Here is a 17,059-nt window from a genome sequence, read left to right as displayed (position 1 = left end):
GGATTTGCTATGAAGAATTTAGTAAATGTAGCACTGGCATATCAAGCTAAAGGGCTGAGTGTGCTACCACTTTTTAATAAAAAGCCATTGATTAAATTCGCTGATAGACCAGCTTTAACAGCAGATGAAATCAAGGAATTATGGAGAAAATATCCCACTGCAAGCATAGCTTTAAAAACTGATAAATTCTTTGTAGTGGATATCGATACACACGAGAATGGAGCAGATGGCTTTAATTCATTTGACCAACTGCCTAAAGAATGGTTTCCAGAAACGCTATCTCAAAAAACTAAGCATGGTGGTAAGCAGTTATTTTATCTTAAAAGAGATGAAATGACACTACATCAAATGATAGCTTGGCAACCTGGAATCGACATAAAAGCACATCCTAATAATTATGTAGTAGTTGCACCTAGTGATGGTTATTCGTGGGAGAATAAAAAACCAATTGTCAAAGCTCCAATAGATTTGATTAGAACTATTAATCAATCTAGAGCTTCTAAAGGTCATCCCAATAGAGTTAGTGAAGATTTAAATCTAACTAGAGAACGTAATTCAACTACAGATGTACTAGAAACCATAGCAAGCGGTTTAGGAAATCAAGGTCAAAGAAATAAAGCTTTAGCTGCCTTATGCGGAGCGTTATTTTTTAGATCAGTTAAACCACGGTTAGCTTATAAATTAGTAAACATAGCAAACGAGAATTCAAATGATCCTTTACCACAAAAGGAATTAGATAGGACGTTTGAATCAATCCTAAATAGAGAAATGCAGAATGGAGGTGGATAAGAAATGAGTGTTGATGATGCAATAAAAAAAGCAGAAAACCAAGAATCAACAAACATTGTAAAGATGCCAATTCCATTCACAATGACTCAAAGCGGTACTATCAAAGCTAATTCTTTGCGTAATATAGGTTTAATTCTAGAACAAGATGATGTTCTCAAAGGAACGTTTGCGTATAACGAATTTTCTTTTGCTGATGAAGTTGTAAAAAGTATTCCACAGTTACACATAAAATGTGGATATGTTGAGGATAACTATATTTCAAGTATTCTTCGATACATTGAAGATAAGTATGGAGTTTTGTTTACTGAAAGATTATTGCAAATGGCTGTTAATAACGACGCTCAAGGGAATTCATATAATCCAGTCAAGAGATACCTAGAAGAAGCTGAAAAGGAATGGGACGGAGAACAACGTGTAGCGTTACTACTACCAGAATTTTTAGGTGTTGAAATCAGTGAAGTAACAACGTTGCAGACTAAAATTTTTTTCGTTGGTGCGGTAGCAAAAGTTTTCAATCCTAACTCTAAGTTTGACTATGTTTTAGATCTGGTAGGTGGCCAAGGTGTAGGTAAAACCACTTTTTTAAAGAAGATTTCAAATGGTTGGTACACAGACCAATTCACAGATTTTAAGGACAAAGATAGTTATATGAACATGCAAAGAGCCTTAATTGTCAATGATGATGAAATGACAGCTACTAACAATTCGGATTTTGAAACTTTAAAGAAATTCATTTCATCTGAGGAATTGGAATACAGACCACCGTATGGCAGAAATGCGGTTAGAAGACCCAAGAATTTTGTCATTGCGAGAACAACAAATGAATCAACTTATCTGAAAGATAAAACCGGTGAGCGGAGATTTATGCCAAACATGGCCAACAAACGCAGACAGATTAAAAGCCCTATCACAGATTTAACACCAGAGATCATCAAGCAATTCTGGGGTGAATGTGTTCATTACTACAAGGACGGTTTTGATTTTATGTTATCAGCCGAAGAAAATGAATTACTCGAAGAAAATCGGAAGTCATTCATGTATATCGACGAGGCTGAAACTCAAATTGAAGAAGTATTAGCAAGGTGGCCAGGGACATTCATAACATCATCCCAAATAGCTAAAGAACTTGGAGAAGAGAATCTGATTAGAAATAGAAAGCTGGCTAAAAAAATCAAATACATTATGGATAATCATAGAGAATGGGAGCCGGCTAAAAAACGAATTAACGGAGTTCCTAAACGAGGATATTCCAAAGTGTAGTCACTGTAGTCACTATGTAGTCACTAAAATTGGAGTTAGTGACTACGCTAAAACGTTGATATATCAAGGATATATTACTACCGTAGTCACTAATACATATATTTTGTATATAAAGTATATAAATATATAGGGTAAGGGGATGGGGGAAGAGAATAAAAATAGTCCTGGAGTTTCTCAAAAAGTTTAAAGTTAGTGACTACGTTTAAAAACGTTTATAAACATTGCCGTATCAATGTTTATGAGGTTTTTTGAAGTGACTACGTAGTGACTACACTAAAAATAAACCTTGATTTAATAAGCTTTTAAAGTGGTCACTGAAAAATGAAGTAGTGACTACGGCTAGATTTTAGTGACTACACTAGAAAGGATTTTACGATTGACTTTAGAACAAAAAATTCAAAATGACATTATGGTTGCTATGGCTAGACATGGATGCACAGTGTTTAGAAGTAACGCTGGGACGGTTCAGACAAAATTTGGAACAGTGATTAAATTAGCTCCAAAAGGTTGGCCAGATATCACAGGATTTAGACACAGCGACGGAAAAATAATTCTAATAGAAGTTAAAAATGAAACTGGAAAACTTAGGAAAGATCAGATTAAGTTTCAGAAATTCATTGAGAATAAACCTGTTTTATACGGCGTATGCAGAAGTGTTGAAGACGCAATTGGATTGATTGAAAGTAATTAGGAGGAGAGAATACCATGAAGTTATTTTTACAAATTCTAAGCGCTGTGTGCCTACTAGGGAGCGCGACATACTTAATCTTCTATAGAACTAATATTAGTGATTCAGCCGTTTTAGTGACTGCACTAGCAGTAAGCGCAGCTTTCTTAGCTGGAACAGTTGGATGCGACGCCGGCTTTGATGAAGGCGTTAAGTACGGCAAAATTTCACGCCGTTAATTGAACTTGTCGCTTGTTAAAGGGCGGCAGGCTATTGGAAGTTTGTTGGTTCTTCCAAAAAAATTAAATCTATGAACCCTGGCTGACACTAGGTAAAAACTAACACTTGTATGTAATACTCCAAAATTAAGTAAACCAAAAAATGTAATTGCAAGACAATGTTATATACAAGTCAACGTGTATGTCAATTTTTGATGGCTCTAAGGCAATTTGAGGTGCCTGCACGTTATTTCATTAGCTGATGAATAAAAACGATAGGAGAAATAAAGATGAAAATAAGAAAAAAAGAACCTTTGGAAGCAATGCGAGGAAAAGAATTGTCAAAGTTGCCATTACAAGAAATTAAAGCATGGTTTGGCGGTCGCTATCGAGAACACAACTCAATTATTGAGATGGTTACGTTTGTCAATAATCAAGGTGGTGTAGTTTCGGTATACGGTGAAGATTGGGTTATCAAATCTCTAGACGGTGGTTTTATACGTAAGATTACTGATCAAGAGTTTAGAGAATTGTACGAAGTTGTTGAAGAATAGAAGTGAGGTTGAAGATGAAAAAATATATTGTAATTGCAAGTCGAAAAAAAGAAGGATATTTAGAAGAAGTTCGCCATAATTCAGAAAAAATCGAGATTTATTGCCGTTGGAAGGTGGAGAAAGAGTGCTTGTTGACGAGGAATCTTCGATTTAAATTGGAAAATTTAGAAGATAACAAAGAAAGATTACTTGCCATCGATTTGTGGACAATGCCTCTAATCAGACTTTGGGGTCTTGAAAAATACGAGCGGATTGAGATTGAGGTGGAAGATTAATGAAGACAATTATAGAAAAATACATTGAAGATATAGACGAACGTATAGAACATCGGAAGAATAGTATAGACCAATGGTTTGATACATTGGCACTTTTACTCCGTGACTACAAAGATGGGAAAAAGAACAAGTTACAAACACTAATCGAAACTAAGAATATCATTGAAGCTATCGAAGCTAGGAGTAGCGAGAACAATGAACTGTTAGCAATCCAAGCTATGTTGACAAGGATGAACCAAGAAGTAAAGGAGAAAAATTAATGGATATATTTTTAGTCACTTATTACGATATGGCATCTTGGATTTGTTTCTGTAATTCTTGGATTGTTTCAGAATAAGTAGAAGTATCAATTTTTAATTTGCAAGTTTTAAATCGAGATTTTTTATCAAATTGAATAGATAAATAAGAAAGGAGGGATGTATTTTGATTTGTGATGGAGATAAAGTTAGAATCATCCAACTGGCGAGACTGGAAAAGTAACAGTCGTAAGTCAGTCGGGAGTGTGTTACGTTAAAGTTTTTGAAACCGGCGAGATTAAGGCGGTAAATCAATGTGATGTCGAGAGAATATAGATTAGGAGGTAAAGGATATGGACTCCAAAGAAAGAGAAAAAAAGAAGATGAAAAAAGCAGCAAGAGTATATCTTGTTGAATTATGTGAGAAATATGGATTTATTTATCCTGAATTTTTTAGCGAGAAAGAGCTTATGAGAATGCTAAATATTGTTGAAGCAAAAGACAGAGAGAAGCTCTATGCTTGTTACGAAGTTTTGAGAAAAGAATTTTCACCATCCCAAAGACCTAGTGATCGTCAAATTATCATGGGTGTTAAAAAATTGGTTAATGCTGGAAGAGTCCATGAAGTGAGTGAGTTTGTTATACATAGCATGGGTAATGTCAGCCGCTCTGTGATGAATGGTTTTTTGGATAGGCATTCCTTGATGGAAAATATTAAAAAAGCAAGAAAAGATACCAGAGAATGGTGTTTGGTTGATGAAAAGAATCAGATAAATTTTGTTTTCTCATCAATGAGTAAAGCTGCTAAGTATTTAGGTATTTCAGAACCTACTGCTCGAAGAAAAGCGACTGAGCGTATATCATTTTCAGACGGGAGTTTTCTAATCAGCTACTATGACTATTATTTGGATAGTGGGATGTTGTATTTCAAATAAAAAAAGCTTCGGGATATCCGAAGCCTCCTGAAAAATTAACACACATACTATTATACAGGAGGTAACTATGGTTAGAGAAGTTTTTTTGAATATTCCACTAGTAGATCAGATTGAAACGGCGGAGAATGTTCTGTATTTTTTGAAACAACATTACGAAAAGCAGTTGAGAGTTTATCATTCAACTAATATGGCGAACTTGCAATCTCCAAGTATCTCCGACATGCCAAAAGGCTCAATTTATGGTAACAGCAATGAAGAAAAAATGACTAAGTTTATTTCAGCGAAAATGATAGTTGATGGATTTAATCACACAGTAGAAATTGGTTCGTATGAATTAAAGATTGTCTGTCAAAACGTTCTAGGTAAGATAACAGCCACTGACGCAATGGAAAAGCTTTATTTGGAACGTACCAGGTACTACGAAGTGAAAAGACGAGCTTTAAACGAATTCGCAGATATCTTTGAGATGCAAACAGGATGTCCCGACTTACATGTATATAAGCAATAAGGTAGTTTTAATGGCTACCTTATTTTTGTATATACAAGTTGATACGTGGATGATATAATAAAACCACGGTTTATTTTTAGGAGGAAAGTGTCATGGCAAGAGGAGAGTTAACCTTATCAAGGTGGGGAAATAGTTTATCGATTAGAGTACCTAAAGCGTTATTAACACAATTTGATTTAAAAGAGAAAGATATTTTATTATTTGAAAGTGATGAAGATAAAATCATTTTAAAACCAAAAAGAAATCAAACGTTATTCGATAAAATGTTTGAAGGATACGATAGAAGCCAACCTTATCCATTTGAAATAGTAGATAAAGGCGGAGCTGTTGGAGAAGAATTATATTAATATTATTCGTGCGAGCATTTGATGCGCCTTAACACGAAAATATACTCTAAAGAAAGGAGGACTTTTATGAATTTAAAAGTCGGCGATATCGTTTTCTTATCAAACGATCCAAAGCCTCAAAATAATAATGAACAGAAAGGAGGACGTCCCTGGTTGGTTTTAAGCGTTGAAGGATTTAATCAAGTTACGCCCTTTGTGTGGGCGGTACCATTCACAACAAGCGAAAGGGATTATCCATTAGCTTATAAGTGGGATGTTGAAGGTAAAACTTCAGGAACGCTACTTTGTGACCAATTAACAACATTAGACGTAAAGCATAGAGATTACCAGTTTATTGAACACGTTAAAGTTCCAAACGAAGTAATGAATAATATACGAGCAGTGCTCAATATATAAAAAAAGCCCTAAGGACGACTTAGGACAAACAGACTATATACTTATGAACGCAACTTAAGTATATGGTCTTTTTTTTATTTTGTAAACATTATTTTGAAAATTTATTTAAAAATTAAAAGTAGGAAAAGGAATTCCAAAAGCGAACAAACGGCGGAATATCAACGAATAAAGAGCGGACGACAGGCGAATACACTAGATGTTATTATGATATTGTCAGATAGCTGACAGAAAATTTATTTTGTTTTTTCATATATACCATTAATTAACTTCTTTTCCTAAGGGAATGAATATTTGTCGAAAGACAGTGCGAGTGTGTGGGCAATAAGGTAGTTCGATTCTACCTACTCGCATTCATAAATAAGCAAGACTAGTGTAATCGCTAGTCTTTTTTTATTGACATAAAAACTATAACGAGAAAGGAGAGCGAATATGAATTCACGTAAGTTCATTCTATCAATCGCTTCACTTATGACAATTGGAACATTAGGAGCTGGAGCAGTTGAAGCTAAAGTAACTGATGAACAGGTCACTAAAGCTGCACAAAGAAACTTCAAGATGACTGATCAAGAAGATGCAAGAGTCGCTATTGTGATGTATGTCAAAGACGAGGTAAAAAATGGGGTTGTTTATGAAGTCGAACGTCCCGTCAAAGTTTTTGAAACTAAAAAAGCTGCGGAAGACTATGTTAAAGCTAACGAAGATATACATCAGTACAGAAGAGGACTATACACGGGTGAATTACGTATTCGAGTAAGCTACATTGAAAGATAGTCTAGATTTTGGAAAAGTACAAACTTATGAAGAGCTAAGGATGTTACGTGAGTTAGAAAAGCACTACAAGAAACATCCAGTAAAACATAAGCGTAAGTACAGTAAGAATACAAGTAAGATTAAATTAAAAGGTGGTGGGTGATGTGCCAAGAGTTAGACGATGTAGGTATAAAGATTGCCATGCGATGGTAGAGTTGCCAGACCATTATTGTCAACGACATTATAGTTATGAAGCAGAGTATATAGCTAATAGACAGAAGTGGGCAAGGTCAAGAAGTAAGGTATATCAGCATCACTACAATACAGTTACACGTAATAGGAATAGTAATAAGTCTGAACAATATAACTTCTATCGTAGTAAGCAGTGGGTAAACTTAAGACAGTTGGTATTGAATAGAGATTATTATTTGTGTCAGTATTGCAAAGTAATTAATAGGATTACCAGTGCTAAGACAGTAGATCATATTGTACCAATTGAATATGACACAGACTTGAGAGCAGATACTGGTAATCTTGCTACAATCTGTTCAAAGTGTCATAGACTCAAGACAGATTGGGAACGTTGGTACTATGGCACAGGTAAGGATAACCAGTTGAAACAAGTGCCTAAAATTACAAATATTAGTGAGATTGTTTTAAAAATGAATAGACTTGCTAAAACATCCCTAAAATAGCCGTAGATGTATTTTAAACAAATCGGATGAATTATATTAAAAGGAAATTTAAATTTATACCCGCCCCTATTAGGAGACAAGGAAGAGCGCACACATAGGAATCTCCTTATAAAAAAGTGCAATTTCTGAAATTTTTACCTAGGGGGGGTACCACAATTGAAAGGAGGTAAGCCGGTGGTTAAAAAAGTCTTTTATCAGCAGAATGATGGGCGTTTAAGCAGTACGCCGCCAAAGCACTTAGGAACAGTAGCAAAGGTATGTTGGCGCAAAATCGTGCCCTTTTTAGAAAGTACAGAGCGAGTTAAAAGAATAGATACTGCATTAGTAGAATTGTACTGCTCGCAATATGAGATTTATCGTCAAGCTTATGATGATGTCTTAGAGAATGGCATTCAAACTAAGATATTTAAATCACTTCAAGACGCAAGTGGTTCGATAGTGGGTAAAGATTTCGTTGGTTATCGTAAAAATCCAGCTGTTGCAACGATGAAAGACGCTAGTATACAGATAACCAGTATTGGTAGTCAACTGGGCTTATCTCCTAAAGCACGAGCTGAATTGATGCAATTGGTTGATAGTAAAGAAAAAGAAGATTCAACTGAAAAATTAGCAAAGATTTTTGGAGGTGAAAGTTAGTGGAAGTAGATTTGACTCAAACTCATGATGTTTTAGGAACATATCATAGTATCGATTTTTCAGATATTAGAAAGAAATATCAAGATGAAGGTACTAAATATGCTTTTAAAGTACTTGATGAAGAAATTGAAACAGGATATCTAATAAAGCTAGCTTGTTTTAGACACCTAAGAGATTTGCAAAGGCAGAACACAAAGGAATTTCCTTATCGTTATTCAGTCAAACAAGCTAAAAAACTATTGTTGTTTGCCTCAATGTGTCCAAATGTGGATACAGATTCTCCAACTGAATTAATGGATTGGCAAAAGTTTATTTTTTGTATGCTATTTGGTTGGAGAAATTTAGAAGGGCGAAAAAGATTTAGTCGTGCGATGGTATCTGTTGCTCGTGGACAAGGTAAAACTTACTTGATGGCAATTTTAATGTGCTACTCCTACTTTATAGAAAGTTTAGGATTGTCTAATCAAGATTATCTAGTGGCATCAATTAACTTTAAACAGACTAATAAGATATTTGGTTATATTAAAACAATGATGAAGTACATTGTTAAGACGGATATGTTTAAAGATTATGCTGCTACTGTTAACTTTAAAGCTCAAAGCGATCAGATGATTATGAAAGAAAAGAATAACGTTTTACGTGCTATCTCTCATGAATCAGGACAATATGATAGTTTTCACTTTACAACAGCTATTTTTGACGAAATTGGAGAAGTAAAAAGTAGAGAAAAGATTAGTAAGATTATTTCAGGTCAAGTTAAAGTGCCTAATCATCAATTCATTCAGATATCAACATCTTATCCAGACCCTAGCGTTCCATTTCATGAAGATCAAAAAATGATTCAGCAAGCGATGGAACAAGACTATAAGCGTGATGCAGATAACTTTTTAGGATTAATTTGGGCTCAAGATAGCTTAGATGAAACTTTTAAGCCAGAAACGTGGTATAAATCAAATCCTTTATTATATCTAGATAGTCAAAAACAAGTTTTAATGGAAGGATTACAAGATAAACGTGATGCAGATATGCTATCTGGTAATGTAGCAGACTTTCAAAATAAGAATTTAAATTTATGGTTAGCAGAAGCAACCAATAGTTTTTTGAAGTTAAGTGATATAGAACGAGCTATCCAGTCTAATTTCAATATTGAAGGTAGGACTGTATATATCGGCTATGACTATTCGATGTTTTCTGACAATACTGCAATAGCATTTGTATATCCTTATTCAGCCAATCATGGTGTTCCTAAATGGAGAGTTGAGCAACATTCATTTATTCCTTGGCAACACGCTGGTTCAATTGAGGCTAAAGAAAAGCAAGATGGTATAAATTATCGTGAATTAGCCAAGCAAGGTTATTGTACTATTACCAGTCATCCACAAGGTTTGATTAATGAAGAACAGGTTTATCATTGGTTATTAAACTACATACACGATAATGATCTTAATGTTATTTTCTTTGGCTATGATGATTGGGGAGCAACCACTACAATAAAGCAACTTGAGTTAAATACTGATTATCCATTGCAAGGTATCAGGCAACGGACATCAGAGCTAAAAGATCCTACAAAATTTTTGCAGAAGTGCTTTATTGAAGGAACAATTACACGTCCTGACGATAAAATCATGGAAAAAGCATTGATGAATGCTCAGATTTATGAAGATAAAATCGGTATTCAAGTGGATAAAGCTAAAGCAACGCTAAAAATTGACGTAGTGGATGCGATTATTGATGCGATGTATCAAGCAATGTACCATTTCGAAGATTTTGGAATAGCTAATGATAAGTCGAAACAAGTTGAATTAATGACAACTAAGCAAGTTGAAGATTGGTATATGAGTGATGAATCTGGATTATTAGGGGGTGATTTTGATGATTTTTAGACGAATTATAGGATATTTATGGCAACTTTCAGACGTTTTATTGTTTATTTCAGCAATGATTGTCCTAGATTATACAGCTTTTAGAGTTAATACTACATTAGGATGGTTCGTAATATCCTTAATATTATTTGTATTAGGTTGGCTAGTTGAAGTCATCTCTGAACGAAAGCGAGGTGATAGTTAATGCCAATATTCAATATTAATAACGCTTTAAAAACAGCAACCATGAGTGTGCCATTTGGCGATGAAAATGTCTTAGACTTTATGACTGGTGAGAATAGTAATACTTACATCAGTGCTAAAGAAGCTTTAAAAAATTCTGACATTTATTCAGCAATCTTTCAATTATCTGGAGATTTAGCATCGTCAAAAATTATTAGTAGTAAGACTAGATATCAAGGAATAATTGATAATCCAACTTTAACATCAAATAGTCATGCCTTTTGGCAAGCAGTATTTGCTCAGTTATTGTTGGGTGGAGAAGCTTTTATATATCGTTGGCGAAACATTAATGGTATAGATAATCATTGGGAATATTTGAGACCATCACAGGTTAGTACATATTTACTAGATGACGGTTCAGGTTTAATTTACAATATTACCTTTGACGAGCCAAAAATTGGAGTAAAAATGAATGTCCCACAAAATGATATTTTACATTTTAGATTACTTTCAAAAAACGGTGGTATGACTGGTATCAGTCCTTTATCTGCTTTAGCTAATGAACTGAACATTAAAAATGATTCTAATAAATTAACTAGAGCTGCATTAAGTCAAGCAATTATGGCTCCTGGTATTTTGAAAATCAAAAAAGAAGGTACTATTGATTGGAAATTAAAAGCTTTACGTTCTAAACAATTTATGAGGCAAGTTCAAGCTGCAAATAATGGACCAGTTGTAATTGATGATTTAGAAGAATATTCACCTTTAGAAATAAAATCGGATATTGCTAAATTATTAGCACAAGCTGATTGGACTGGTAATCAAATTGCTAAGGTGTATGGTATTCCCAATTCTTATTTAAACGGTCAAGGAGACCAACAGTCATCTTTAGACCAGATAAAAGGAATGTATGCTAATGCTTTATCTCGATATATGGAATCAATCGTATCAGAGCTTGATAATAAGTTAAATGCGGATATTAGATACAATATTAGACCAGCAATAGATCCACTACAAGATGGATACGCTCAAGTATTATCTGGTTTAACTAAAAATGGTATGTTGGCACATAATCAAGCTAGATACTTACTTCAAGAAACTGGTTATTTTCCAAAAGATTTACCAGAAGCACAACCTGCATTGTTAAAATCGAAAGGGGGTGATAGCGATGCGGAAAGTTCTAATTAAAGGAGATATTGTTGATGATAATACAGCGATGTTCTATGATTATTTTGGCATGACTTGTACAAGCCCTAAAAAAGTATCAGCAATTTTAGATGAAGAAGTTGCTGAAGGTGATGACGATATTGTTGTTGATATTGCATCGAATGGTGGCGATGTATTTGTTGCCTCTGAAATTTATAGTATGTTAAAGAATAATAAATCTAATGTAAAAGTTAATGTTACAGGGTTAGCTGCATCCGCTGCATCAGTAATTGCAATGGCAGGAGATACAGTATCAATTGCACCAACAGCTCAAATCATGATACATAAAGCGTGGACTCGTGTAGACGGCAATGCTGATGATTTAAATCATGAAGCAGGTGTTTTAAGTGGAATTGATGAATCGATTGCCAGTGCCTATGAATTAAAAACAGGCATGAAACAATCTGACCTTTTACAAATGATGTCAAATGAAACATGGTTGACTGCTCAAGATGCAGTAGATAAAGGTTTTGCTGATGAAATTATGTTCGTTAATGAAGAAGATGAACCAGTTATGAATTCTATGGAAGATATACCTAGTAAATCAGCTATTAATAAGTTAATGAATTTAATTTTAAAAGCAGACAAACAACAAAATAAAGAAACAAGCCAGTTTGAAAATCCAAGTTTAAAGGATAAGAAACTGGCTATTTTAATGGAAAGAAGGAAGTAAAACATGAATATTAATGAACTTAATAACGCTTGGATTGAATCTGGGCAAAAAGTAGCAGATTTAAACATGCAAATTAACGCTGCTTTAATTGATGATAATTACGATGAAGAAAAATTTGCTAACTTGAAAGCGCAACGTGATAAAGAAGTTGCACGTCGTGATAGTTTAAAAGAACAATTAGATACTGCACGAGCTGAACAAGTTTATAACATGCCAGATAGTGTAAAAGAACCATTGAATGATAATGAAAAAGATTTAAAAGCAAAATTCGTTAAAGATTTTATTGGTATGATGAATAACGATCCTAAAGTATTAGCGATGGTTACATCTTCTAAAGATGATAGTGGTAATAATGCTGGCCTAACAATTCCTGAAGATATTCAAACAGCTATTCATCAATTAGTACGCCGTTATGATTCATTAGAACAATACGTAAATCGTGAATCTGTATCTATGCCAAGTGGTTCTCGTGTGTTTGAAAAATGGACTGATGTTACACCATTAGCTAATCTAGATGATGAAACTGCAGCAATTGGCGATAATGATGATCCAAAACTAACATTAATCAAGTTCGCAATTAAACGTTATGCAGGTATTACTACTGTCACAAATACTTTATTGAAAGATACTGCAGAAAATATCTTAGCTTGGTTATCTGCATGGATTGCTAAAAAGGTAGTAGTTACACGTAACAAGGCAATTATTGATGTAATGAATAAGGCACCTAAGAAACCAACTATTGCAGATTTTGACGGTATTATCGATTTAATTAATACAGGAGTAGATCCTGCAATTAAAACAACGTCATTCTTGATGACTAATACATCTGGTTTGAATACTTTAGCTAAAGTTAAGGATGCAATGGGACGTTACTTATTACAACCAGATCCTAAACAACCAGATCAATACATCATTAAAGGTAAGCGAGTAATTGAAATTGCTGATCGTTGGTTACCAGATAATTCTGGAAATCATCCATTATACTATGGTGATCTAAAACAAGCAGTAACATTGTTTGATCGTGAAAATATGTCTCTATTATCTACTAACATTGGTGGAGGAGCGTTTGAAAAAGATTTAACTAAAGTTCGTGTAATTGATCGTTTTGACGTAGTAGCAACTGATAGTGAAGCTTGGGTAGCTGGTTCGTTCAAAACTATTAAAGATCAAGAAGCTAATTTAGCAGGCACATCTAAAGCTTAGAGGTGATTTAGATGGATAAGGAAATATTACTCGATGATTTAAAGTTATCTCTTAGAATTGATGTTGATGATGACGATAGATTACTAAATTCATATATTAATGCTGCTGAAGTTTATATTAAAACTGCAGTAGGTGGCGATAATGAATTTTGGCAACAAGAAGATGTTATTGCAATTCAAAAAATAGCAATTTTAGCTTTAGCTGGTGCTTATTATGATTACAGAGTGGCTTTACAAGATGTAATGACTTATCCTATTAATCTAACTTTAAATGCGATAATCTCACAGTTACGTGGGAAACTGGCGTTATATGAAGAAGGTGATAGCGATGCCTAAGAAGTTATTACATTCTTCATTTAATCAGCGTATCGAGTTCCAGACTGTTAATTTTGTAGCTGATGATTTAACTGGAGATACAGTTGAAAAGCCAGTTGGCTTGTTTAAATGTTGGTGTGCACCGCAGAGACGAACCATGTTTCAACAGTTTCAGTTAACAGGCTTAGGGCTTGATGATACTCTAACTGTGGCAATTAGACACAATGATAAAGTTCAAGAAGCCACATTAGCTAAATATAAAAATGAAACTTATGAAGTAGTGTCTATCTCTCCTGATGATACTAATAACTATATGGCTTATGACTATGTGGTTATTAGGAAAAAGAAAGGAGCTGGCAAGCGTGGCTAATGATTTTGAAAAATTACTACAAGACTTTAGTAAGAGTTTGAATAAACTTGTTCCTAATATGGAGCAAAAAAAGAAAATCACTCAAGCGGGAGCTAAAGTACTAGAAGAGAATTTACGAAAAAATACACCAGTTTCTAAGTTAAATCACAAGAAAGAAAAGCATTTAAAAGAATATGTTATGTCACAAGATACTAATGTTGACGGTCAAGAAGACGGCAGCTCAACAGTTGGTTTTGGTAAAAAGGCTTATATTGCTAGATTTTTAAATGATGGCACAGTTAAAATGCCAGCAACTCATTTTGTAGATAATACTGTTAATGAGTCCAAGACGGAAGTTCTACTAGCTAATAAGGCTGAATATGACAAAATAATGCGAGGTGGTAAGTAGTGGAAACACCAACCACGATAGCAAAAAAATTGATGAAGGATATTACTTGGATAGATGAGTTATACTCTGGTTCTATTCCAAGTAATGTGGAAGTAAATACAAATAAAAATACAGTATTAATTACTGAATATTTAAATGAACCTAGTCTTTATGCCAATATGAAGATCAAGTATTGGCAAGTAGGGGTTGAAGTTCAAATTTTCTATAAATTGAGTGGCGATGATTTTCAAAATCACGAAATAGAATTAGCTCAACTATTCAATAATGATGATTGGGAGATTGAAACTTCAAGGAATAGAATTAAGGACCCAGACACTAAACAATGGACTAAGGTTTTTTATTTTTCAAAAATTTTAAAAGTGAAAGAAGGTATATAGAATGGCAGGAGCAACAACTCATGGTATTTTATACGCAGCATTTGGTATCGTTGACGATAAAGGCGATATTATTAAAGATGCTAAAAAAGGTGTTAGTGAATTAGGAGTTGAAGTAGTTGATGGCGATGGAGAAGGTGCTACAACTGCTAATATTACTGGTTTAGAACAAAACGGTACAATTAAATGGGCAAATAATAAAGCTAAGCGTATCACTCATGGTAAACAACAACCACAAGTTGCCTTAACTATGTTAGATATCAAAAAAGATTTATTAAACCGCCTAAAAGGATATGTATCTGATGGTAAAGGTGGTTACGTGCTTACATCTGGTTCTAAGCCTAATGTGGCATTATTAATTTGTTCTGAAGATATGGACGGAACAAGAATTTATGAAGGCTTTGCAAATGGTGAATTAACTCAACCAGCACAAAACCACGGTACTGATAATAACAATATTACAGAAGCTGATACTGCTTTGACCTATCAAGCTTTAGCTCCAATTAAAGATACAACTTTTGTTGATGATAAAGGAGTAACACAACCTTATAAGGTTTGGGCTGATGATGAAGCAGGATTTGATATTAATGCAATGTTCAAAGAAGTTTTTGGTGGTTTTGATGGTGTTGCAAGCCTTAAAATTCCGGGCGGAACCAAGACTAATAGCGTAGCAGTTGATGGCGGTTCTGAATTACATTAATTAGATAAACAGAGACGAGAAATGTGAAACGTTGGAGGATTATTTATTATGGTTAAAATTAATACAAAAAAACTTGGATTAAAGAAACCAGTTTTTATTAAAGTAACGGTTAAGAAGATCAAATTAGCTGATATGATGATGAATAAACTATTAAAGCTAGGTATTGAGCAAGATAGAGCTGAATTACTAAAAGAAAGAGATACCAGCAATGAAGATTTTATTAACAATGCAATTAAAATGAATAACGCGGAAATTGAATTTGCTGACAGTGCTTTTGATTTCTTGCAAAAAGCTTTGAATTTATCTAATAAAGAGCGTGATCTTGCTGAAGATAACTTAACTTTTGAAGAATTAGGTAATTATATTAATTATGTAATTATGCGAATTAAAGGCCAATCCGAAGAAGATATTAAAGCTATGATGAATTCAGAAGTTAAAAAGGATAAAGATCCAAAAAAAGAATTAGACGCTTAGCAGATACTTTAATTGATACTCAAAATGAATATCAAGACTTGCTATACCTACAACAGAAATTGATGTTGGAATCTGGTATAGCGATATCTGTTAGCGATGAAGAAGAATTTGAAACGATAGTTGAAGTAATGTCTGCTAAAGCTAAGGAAGATAGACCAGTTACGCCAAGAGAAGCGTTAAGACGCTTACGGGGAAAGTAATTTTTTATAAATCACTTCTTTTATAACTTAATATGTTATATAATATTGGTAAATAAAGAAGGTGGTTTATGTGAATTGGAGCGAAAAGATAGATTTTATCTTAGATAGTGATTTAAAGTGTAAGAACATATATTTTAATGATAAAAAAAGACAAATCTTAATCTCATACTGGGACACCGAAAAATGTAAGCTATATAAGTATAGCGATTTGTTACAAGGTAGTGTTAATAGCGAAGAAAAATTAGAAACTAGATATGAAAGTCATAAATTTAGATGGGGAATTTTAGGAAGTTTATTTGGTAATCTTTTAGGAACTTTTATAGGTGTTTTGTATGCTCAAGATCATCCGAAAGAATATAAAGAACGTTTTTTATATAACCCAAGTGTAACTTTAATGTTTAAAGATGGTTTTTTGTATCAGTGTTATTTATATAAAGGTAAACTTCACCGCTATTCAATACGTGGAGAATGTATAAAAGAAAAAATAGAGGAATTTAATAGCAAGACGTTTAAGATAGAATACAATCAGCTATAATTAGGTGTGATAAAAATGGTAAAAAAAACATCAGAGGCACAGTTGAAAGCAAATAGGCGTTGGAAAAACAAAAATAGAGATAAACAAAGAAATTATCAGTATGGTTCATATGCTAGAAAATTTATTCGTGAAATTGCAAATGAAAAGCAATTAAATGAATTGGAAATATTAATAAAGGAACGAAAAAATATACTAAAATAGGTTGATTCTTAAGAAAGTCCCGAAGGTGAGATAGATGAAGAAAGTATTTAATTGGTTAAAGATAAATAATCACTTTTGGTGGATACTAATTATTTCAATAACACTAGCTG

Annotated in this window: 29 protein-coding genes; all 29 read left to right on the top strand. The window is 33.6% G+C overall.

Annotation, left to right across the window (positions count from 1 at the left end; translation table 11 throughout):
• The first annotated feature begins 9 nt into the window (after positions 1–9).
• The 29 genes from JCM14209_RS02000 (at position 10) to JCM14209_RS01860 (ending at position 16,949) form a co-directional block, all read left to right on the top strand.
• Positions 10–789 carry a bifunctional DNA primase/polymerase gene (locus JCM14209_RS02000; RefSeq protein WP_025021963.1) on the top strand — a complete coding sequence of 260 codons (780 nt, stop codon included), beginning with the start codon at positions 10–12 and terminating at the stop codon, positions 787–789.
• A 3-nt stretch (positions 790–792) separates the two neighbouring features.
• Positions 793–2,049: a virulence-associated E family protein gene (locus JCM14209_RS01995; protein WP_025021962.1), complete on the top strand. Its 1,257-nt coding sequence runs from the start codon at positions 793–795 to the stop codon at positions 2,047–2,049.
• 376 nt (positions 2,050–2,425) lie between these two features.
• Complete coding sequence (locus JCM14209_RS01990; RefSeq protein ID WP_025021961.1) at positions 2,426–2,740, top strand: VRR-NUC domain-containing protein; 315 nt, start codon at positions 2,426–2,428, stop codon at positions 2,738–2,740.
• Positions 2,741–2,754: 14 nt separating this feature from the next.
• Positions 2,755–2,955, top strand: coding sequence for a hypothetical protein (locus JCM14209_RS01985; protein WP_025021960.1), 201 nt, complete (start codon positions 2,755–2,757; stop codon positions 2,953–2,955).
• 269 nt (positions 2,956–3,224) lie between these two features.
• Positions 3,225–3,488 (top strand): hypothetical protein, encoded by a 264-nt coding sequence (locus JCM14209_RS01980; protein ID WP_025021959.1) that lies wholly within the window; start codon positions 3,225–3,227, stop codon positions 3,486–3,488.
• A 14-nt stretch (positions 3,489–3,502) separates the two neighbouring features.
• Entirely contained in the window at positions 3,503–3,763 is a 261-nt protein-coding gene (locus JCM14209_RS01975; RefSeq protein WP_025021958.1) for a hypothetical protein, read from the top strand.
• Positions 3,763–4,023, top strand: coding sequence for a hypothetical protein (locus tag JCM14209_RS01970; protein ID WP_025021957.1), 261 nt, complete (start codon positions 3,763–3,765; stop codon positions 4,021–4,023). The genes JCM14209_RS01975 and JCM14209_RS01970 overlap by 1 nt, the downstream gene beginning before the upstream one ends.
• Before the next feature lie 329 nt (positions 4,024–4,352).
• Entirely contained in the window at positions 4,353–4,934 is a 582-nt protein-coding gene (locus JCM14209_RS01965) for an NUMOD1 domain-containing DNA-binding protein (protein ID WP_025021956.1), read from the top strand.
• A gap of 67 nt (positions 4,935–5,001) precedes the next feature.
• Positions 5,002–5,442: an ArpU family phage packaging/lysis transcriptional regulator gene (locus JCM14209_RS01960; RefSeq protein WP_025021955.1), complete on the top strand. Its 441-nt coding sequence runs from the start codon at positions 5,002–5,004 to the stop codon at positions 5,440–5,442.
• Between the two features lie 92 nt (positions 5,443–5,534).
• Positions 5,535–5,789, top strand: coding sequence for an AbrB/MazE/SpoVT family DNA-binding domain-containing protein (locus JCM14209_RS01955; RefSeq protein WP_025021954.1), 255 nt, complete (start codon positions 5,535–5,537; stop codon positions 5,787–5,789).
• Between the two features lie 66 nt (positions 5,790–5,855).
• On the top strand, positions 5,856–6,185 hold the full coding sequence (locus JCM14209_RS01950) for a type II toxin-antitoxin system PemK/MazF family toxin (RefSeq protein WP_025021953.1): 330 nt from the start codon (positions 5,856–5,858) through the stop codon (positions 6,183–6,185).
• A 429-nt stretch (positions 6,186–6,614) separates the two neighbouring features.
• Positions 6,615–6,956 carry a hypothetical protein gene (locus tag JCM14209_RS01945; RefSeq protein ID WP_025021952.1) on the top strand — a complete coding sequence of 114 codons (342 nt, stop codon included), beginning with the start codon at positions 6,615–6,617 and terminating at the stop codon, positions 6,954–6,956.
• A complete protein-coding gene (locus JCM14209_RS10195; protein WP_155830650.1) occupies positions 6,946–7,098 on the top strand; it encodes a hypothetical protein in 153 nt (50 codons plus the stop codon). Before JCM14209_RS01945 ends, JCM14209_RS10195 begins: the two co-directional genes overlap by 11 nt.
• A gap of 1 nt (position 7,099) precedes the next feature.
• Positions 7,100–7,630: an HNH endonuclease gene (locus tag JCM14209_RS01935; RefSeq protein ID WP_025021951.1), complete on the top strand. Its 531-nt coding sequence runs from the start codon at positions 7,100–7,102 to the stop codon at positions 7,628–7,630.
• A 174-nt stretch (positions 7,631–7,804) separates the two neighbouring features.
• Entirely contained in the window at positions 7,805–8,266 is a 462-nt protein-coding gene (locus JCM14209_RS01930) for a phage terminase small subunit P27 family (RefSeq protein ID WP_025021950.1), read from the top strand.
• Positions 8,266–10,149, top strand: a complete 1,884-nt coding sequence (locus JCM14209_RS01925) for a terminase large subunit (protein WP_025021949.1) — start codon at positions 8,266–8,268, stop codon at positions 10,147–10,149. The genes JCM14209_RS01930 and JCM14209_RS01925 overlap by 1 nt, the downstream gene beginning before the upstream one ends.
• Positions 10,139–10,333, top strand: a complete 195-nt coding sequence (locus JCM14209_RS01920) for a DUF1056 family protein (protein ID WP_025021948.1) — start codon at positions 10,139–10,141, stop codon at positions 10,331–10,333. The genes JCM14209_RS01925 and JCM14209_RS01920 overlap by 11 nt, the downstream gene beginning before the upstream one ends.
• Positions 10,333–11,499, top strand: coding sequence for a phage portal protein (locus JCM14209_RS01915; protein WP_025021947.1), 1,167 nt, complete (start codon positions 10,333–10,335; stop codon positions 11,497–11,499). Before JCM14209_RS01920 ends, JCM14209_RS01915 begins: the two co-directional genes overlap by 1 nt.
• Complete coding sequence (locus tag JCM14209_RS01910) at positions 11,480–12,190, top strand: head maturation protease, ClpP-related (RefSeq protein WP_025021946.1); 711 nt, start codon at positions 11,480–11,482, stop codon at positions 12,188–12,190. Before JCM14209_RS01915 ends, JCM14209_RS01910 begins: the two co-directional genes overlap by 20 nt.
• Before the next feature lie 3 nt (positions 12,191–12,193).
• The gene (locus JCM14209_RS01905) at positions 12,194–13,393 is read left to right on the top strand and encodes a phage major capsid protein (protein WP_025021945.1); all 1,200 of its coding nucleotides are present in this window, start codon (positions 12,194–12,196) and stop codon (positions 13,391–13,393) included.
• A gap of 11 nt (positions 13,394–13,404) precedes the next feature.
• Complete coding sequence (locus JCM14209_RS01900) at positions 13,405–13,728, top strand: head-tail connector protein (protein WP_025021944.1); 324 nt, start codon at positions 13,405–13,407, stop codon at positions 13,726–13,728.
• Positions 13,721–14,077, top strand: coding sequence for a phage head closure protein (locus tag JCM14209_RS01895; protein WP_025021943.1), 357 nt, complete (start codon positions 13,721–13,723; stop codon positions 14,075–14,077). The genes JCM14209_RS01900 and JCM14209_RS01895 overlap by 8 nt, the downstream gene beginning before the upstream one ends.
• Positions 14,070–14,465 carry an HK97-gp10 family putative phage morphogenesis protein gene (locus JCM14209_RS01890; protein ID WP_025021942.1) on the top strand — a complete coding sequence of 132 codons (396 nt, stop codon included), beginning with the start codon at positions 14,070–14,072 and terminating at the stop codon, positions 14,463–14,465. Before JCM14209_RS01895 ends, JCM14209_RS01890 begins: the two co-directional genes overlap by 8 nt.
• The gene (locus JCM14209_RS01885; RefSeq protein WP_025021941.1) at positions 14,465–14,842 is read left to right on the top strand and encodes a DUF806 family protein; all 378 of its coding nucleotides are present in this window, start codon (positions 14,465–14,467) and stop codon (positions 14,840–14,842) included. Before JCM14209_RS01890 ends, JCM14209_RS01885 begins: the two co-directional genes overlap by 1 nt.
• 1 nt (position 14,843) lies before the next feature.
• A complete protein-coding gene (locus JCM14209_RS01880) occupies positions 14,844–15,539 on the top strand; it encodes a phage tail protein (RefSeq protein WP_025021940.1) in 696 nt (231 codons plus the stop codon).
• A gap of 48 nt (positions 15,540–15,587) precedes the next feature.
• On the top strand, positions 15,588–16,013 hold the full coding sequence (locus tag JCM14209_RS08805; RefSeq protein WP_025021939.1) for a phage tail tube assembly chaperone: 426 nt from the start codon (positions 15,588–15,590) through the stop codon (positions 16,011–16,013).
• Between the two features lie 62 nt (positions 16,014–16,075).
• A complete protein-coding gene (locus JCM14209_RS10190) occupies positions 16,076–16,213 on the top strand; it encodes a hypothetical protein (RefSeq protein ID WP_164476338.1) in 138 nt (45 codons plus the stop codon).
• A gap of 70 nt (positions 16,214–16,283) precedes the next feature.
• On the top strand, positions 16,284–16,748 hold the full coding sequence (locus tag JCM14209_RS01865) for a hypothetical protein (RefSeq protein WP_025021938.1): 465 nt from the start codon (positions 16,284–16,286) through the stop codon (positions 16,746–16,748).
• A 15-nt stretch (positions 16,749–16,763) separates the two neighbouring features.
• Entirely contained in the window at positions 16,764–16,949 is a 186-nt protein-coding gene (locus JCM14209_RS01860) for a hypothetical protein (RefSeq protein ID WP_025021937.1), read from the top strand.
• Positions 16,950–17,059 lie beyond the last annotated feature (110 nt).

It is taken from the genome of Ligilactobacillus hayakitensis DSM 18933 = JCM 14209, assembly GCF_000615845.1.
Classification (GTDB): domain Bacteria; phylum Bacillota; class Bacilli; order Lactobacillales; family Lactobacillaceae; genus Ligilactobacillus; species Ligilactobacillus hayakitensis.
Note: the sequence above shows the minus strand (reverse complement) of the source record. Positions and strands in the feature narration are given on the sequence as shown.

Bases quoted from the DNA above. Each gene is read 5' to 3' on its own strand.
- JCM14209_RS02000 (WP_025021963.1), top strand. From the start codon at position 10: ATGAAGAATTTAGTAAATGTAGCACTGGCATATCAAGCTAAAGGGCTG.
- JCM14209_RS01995 (WP_025021962.1), top strand. From the start codon at position 793: ATGAGTGTTGATGATGCAATAAAAAAAGCAGAAAACCAAGAATCAACA.
- JCM14209_RS01985 (WP_025021960.1), top strand. From the start codon at position 2,755: ATGAAGTTATTTTTACAAATTCTAAGCGCTGTGTGCCTACTAGGGAGC.
- JCM14209_RS01980 (WP_025021959.1), top strand. From the start codon at position 3,225: ATGAAAATAAGAAAAAAAGAACCTTTGGAAGCAATGCGAGGAAAAGAA.
- JCM14209_RS01975 (WP_025021958.1), top strand. From the start codon at position 3,503: ATGAAAAAATATATTGTAATTGCAAGTCGAAAAAAAGAAGGATATTTA.
- JCM14209_RS01970 (WP_025021957.1), top strand. From the start codon at position 3,763: ATGAAGACAATTATAGAAAAATACATTGAAGATATAGACGAACGTATA.
- JCM14209_RS01965 (WP_025021956.1), top strand. From the start codon at position 4,353: ATGGACTCCAAAGAAAGAGAAAAAAAGAAGATGAAAAAAGCAGCAAGA.
- JCM14209_RS01960 (WP_025021955.1), top strand. From the start codon at position 5,002: ATGGTTAGAGAAGTTTTTTTGAATATTCCACTAGTAGATCAGATTGAA.
- JCM14209_RS01955 (WP_025021954.1), top strand. From the start codon at position 5,535: ATGGCAAGAGGAGAGTTAACCTTATCAAGGTGGGGAAATAGTTTATCG.
- JCM14209_RS01950 (WP_025021953.1), top strand. From the start codon at position 5,856: ATGAATTTAAAAGTCGGCGATATCGTTTTCTTATCAAACGATCCAAAG.
- JCM14209_RS01945 (WP_025021952.1), top strand. From the start codon at position 6,615: ATGAATTCACGTAAGTTCATTCTATCAATCGCTTCACTTATGACAATT.
- JCM14209_RS01920 (WP_025021948.1), top strand. From the start codon at position 10,139: ATGATTTTTAGACGAATTATAGGATATTTATGGCAACTTTCAGACGTT.
- JCM14209_RS01915 (WP_025021947.1), top strand. From the start codon at position 10,333: ATGCCAATATTCAATATTAATAACGCTTTAAAAACAGCAACCATGAGT.
- JCM14209_RS01910 (WP_025021946.1), top strand. From the start codon at position 11,480: ATGCGGAAAGTTCTAATTAAAGGAGATATTGTTGATGATAATACAGCG.
- JCM14209_RS01905 (WP_025021945.1), top strand. From the start codon at position 12,194: ATGAATATTAATGAACTTAATAACGCTTGGATTGAATCTGGGCAAAAA.
- JCM14209_RS01900 (WP_025021944.1), top strand. From the start codon at position 13,405: ATGGATAAGGAAATATTACTCGATGATTTAAAGTTATCTCTTAGAATT.
- JCM14209_RS01895 (WP_025021943.1), top strand. From the start codon at position 13,721: ATGCCTAAGAAGTTATTACATTCTTCATTTAATCAGCGTATCGAGTTC.
- JCM14209_RS01880 (WP_025021940.1), top strand. From the start codon at position 14,844: ATGGCAGGAGCAACAACTCATGGTATTTTATACGCAGCATTTGGTATC.
- JCM14209_RS08805 (WP_025021939.1), top strand. From the start codon at position 15,588: ATGGTTAAAATTAATACAAAAAAACTTGGATTAAAGAAACCAGTTTTT.
- JCM14209_RS10190 (WP_164476338.1), top strand. From the start codon at position 16,076: ATGTTGGAATCTGGTATAGCGATATCTGTTAGCGATGAAGAAGAATTT.
- JCM14209_RS01860 (WP_025021937.1), top strand. From the start codon at position 16,764: ATGGTAAAAAAAACATCAGAGGCACAGTTGAAAGCAAATAGGCGTTGG.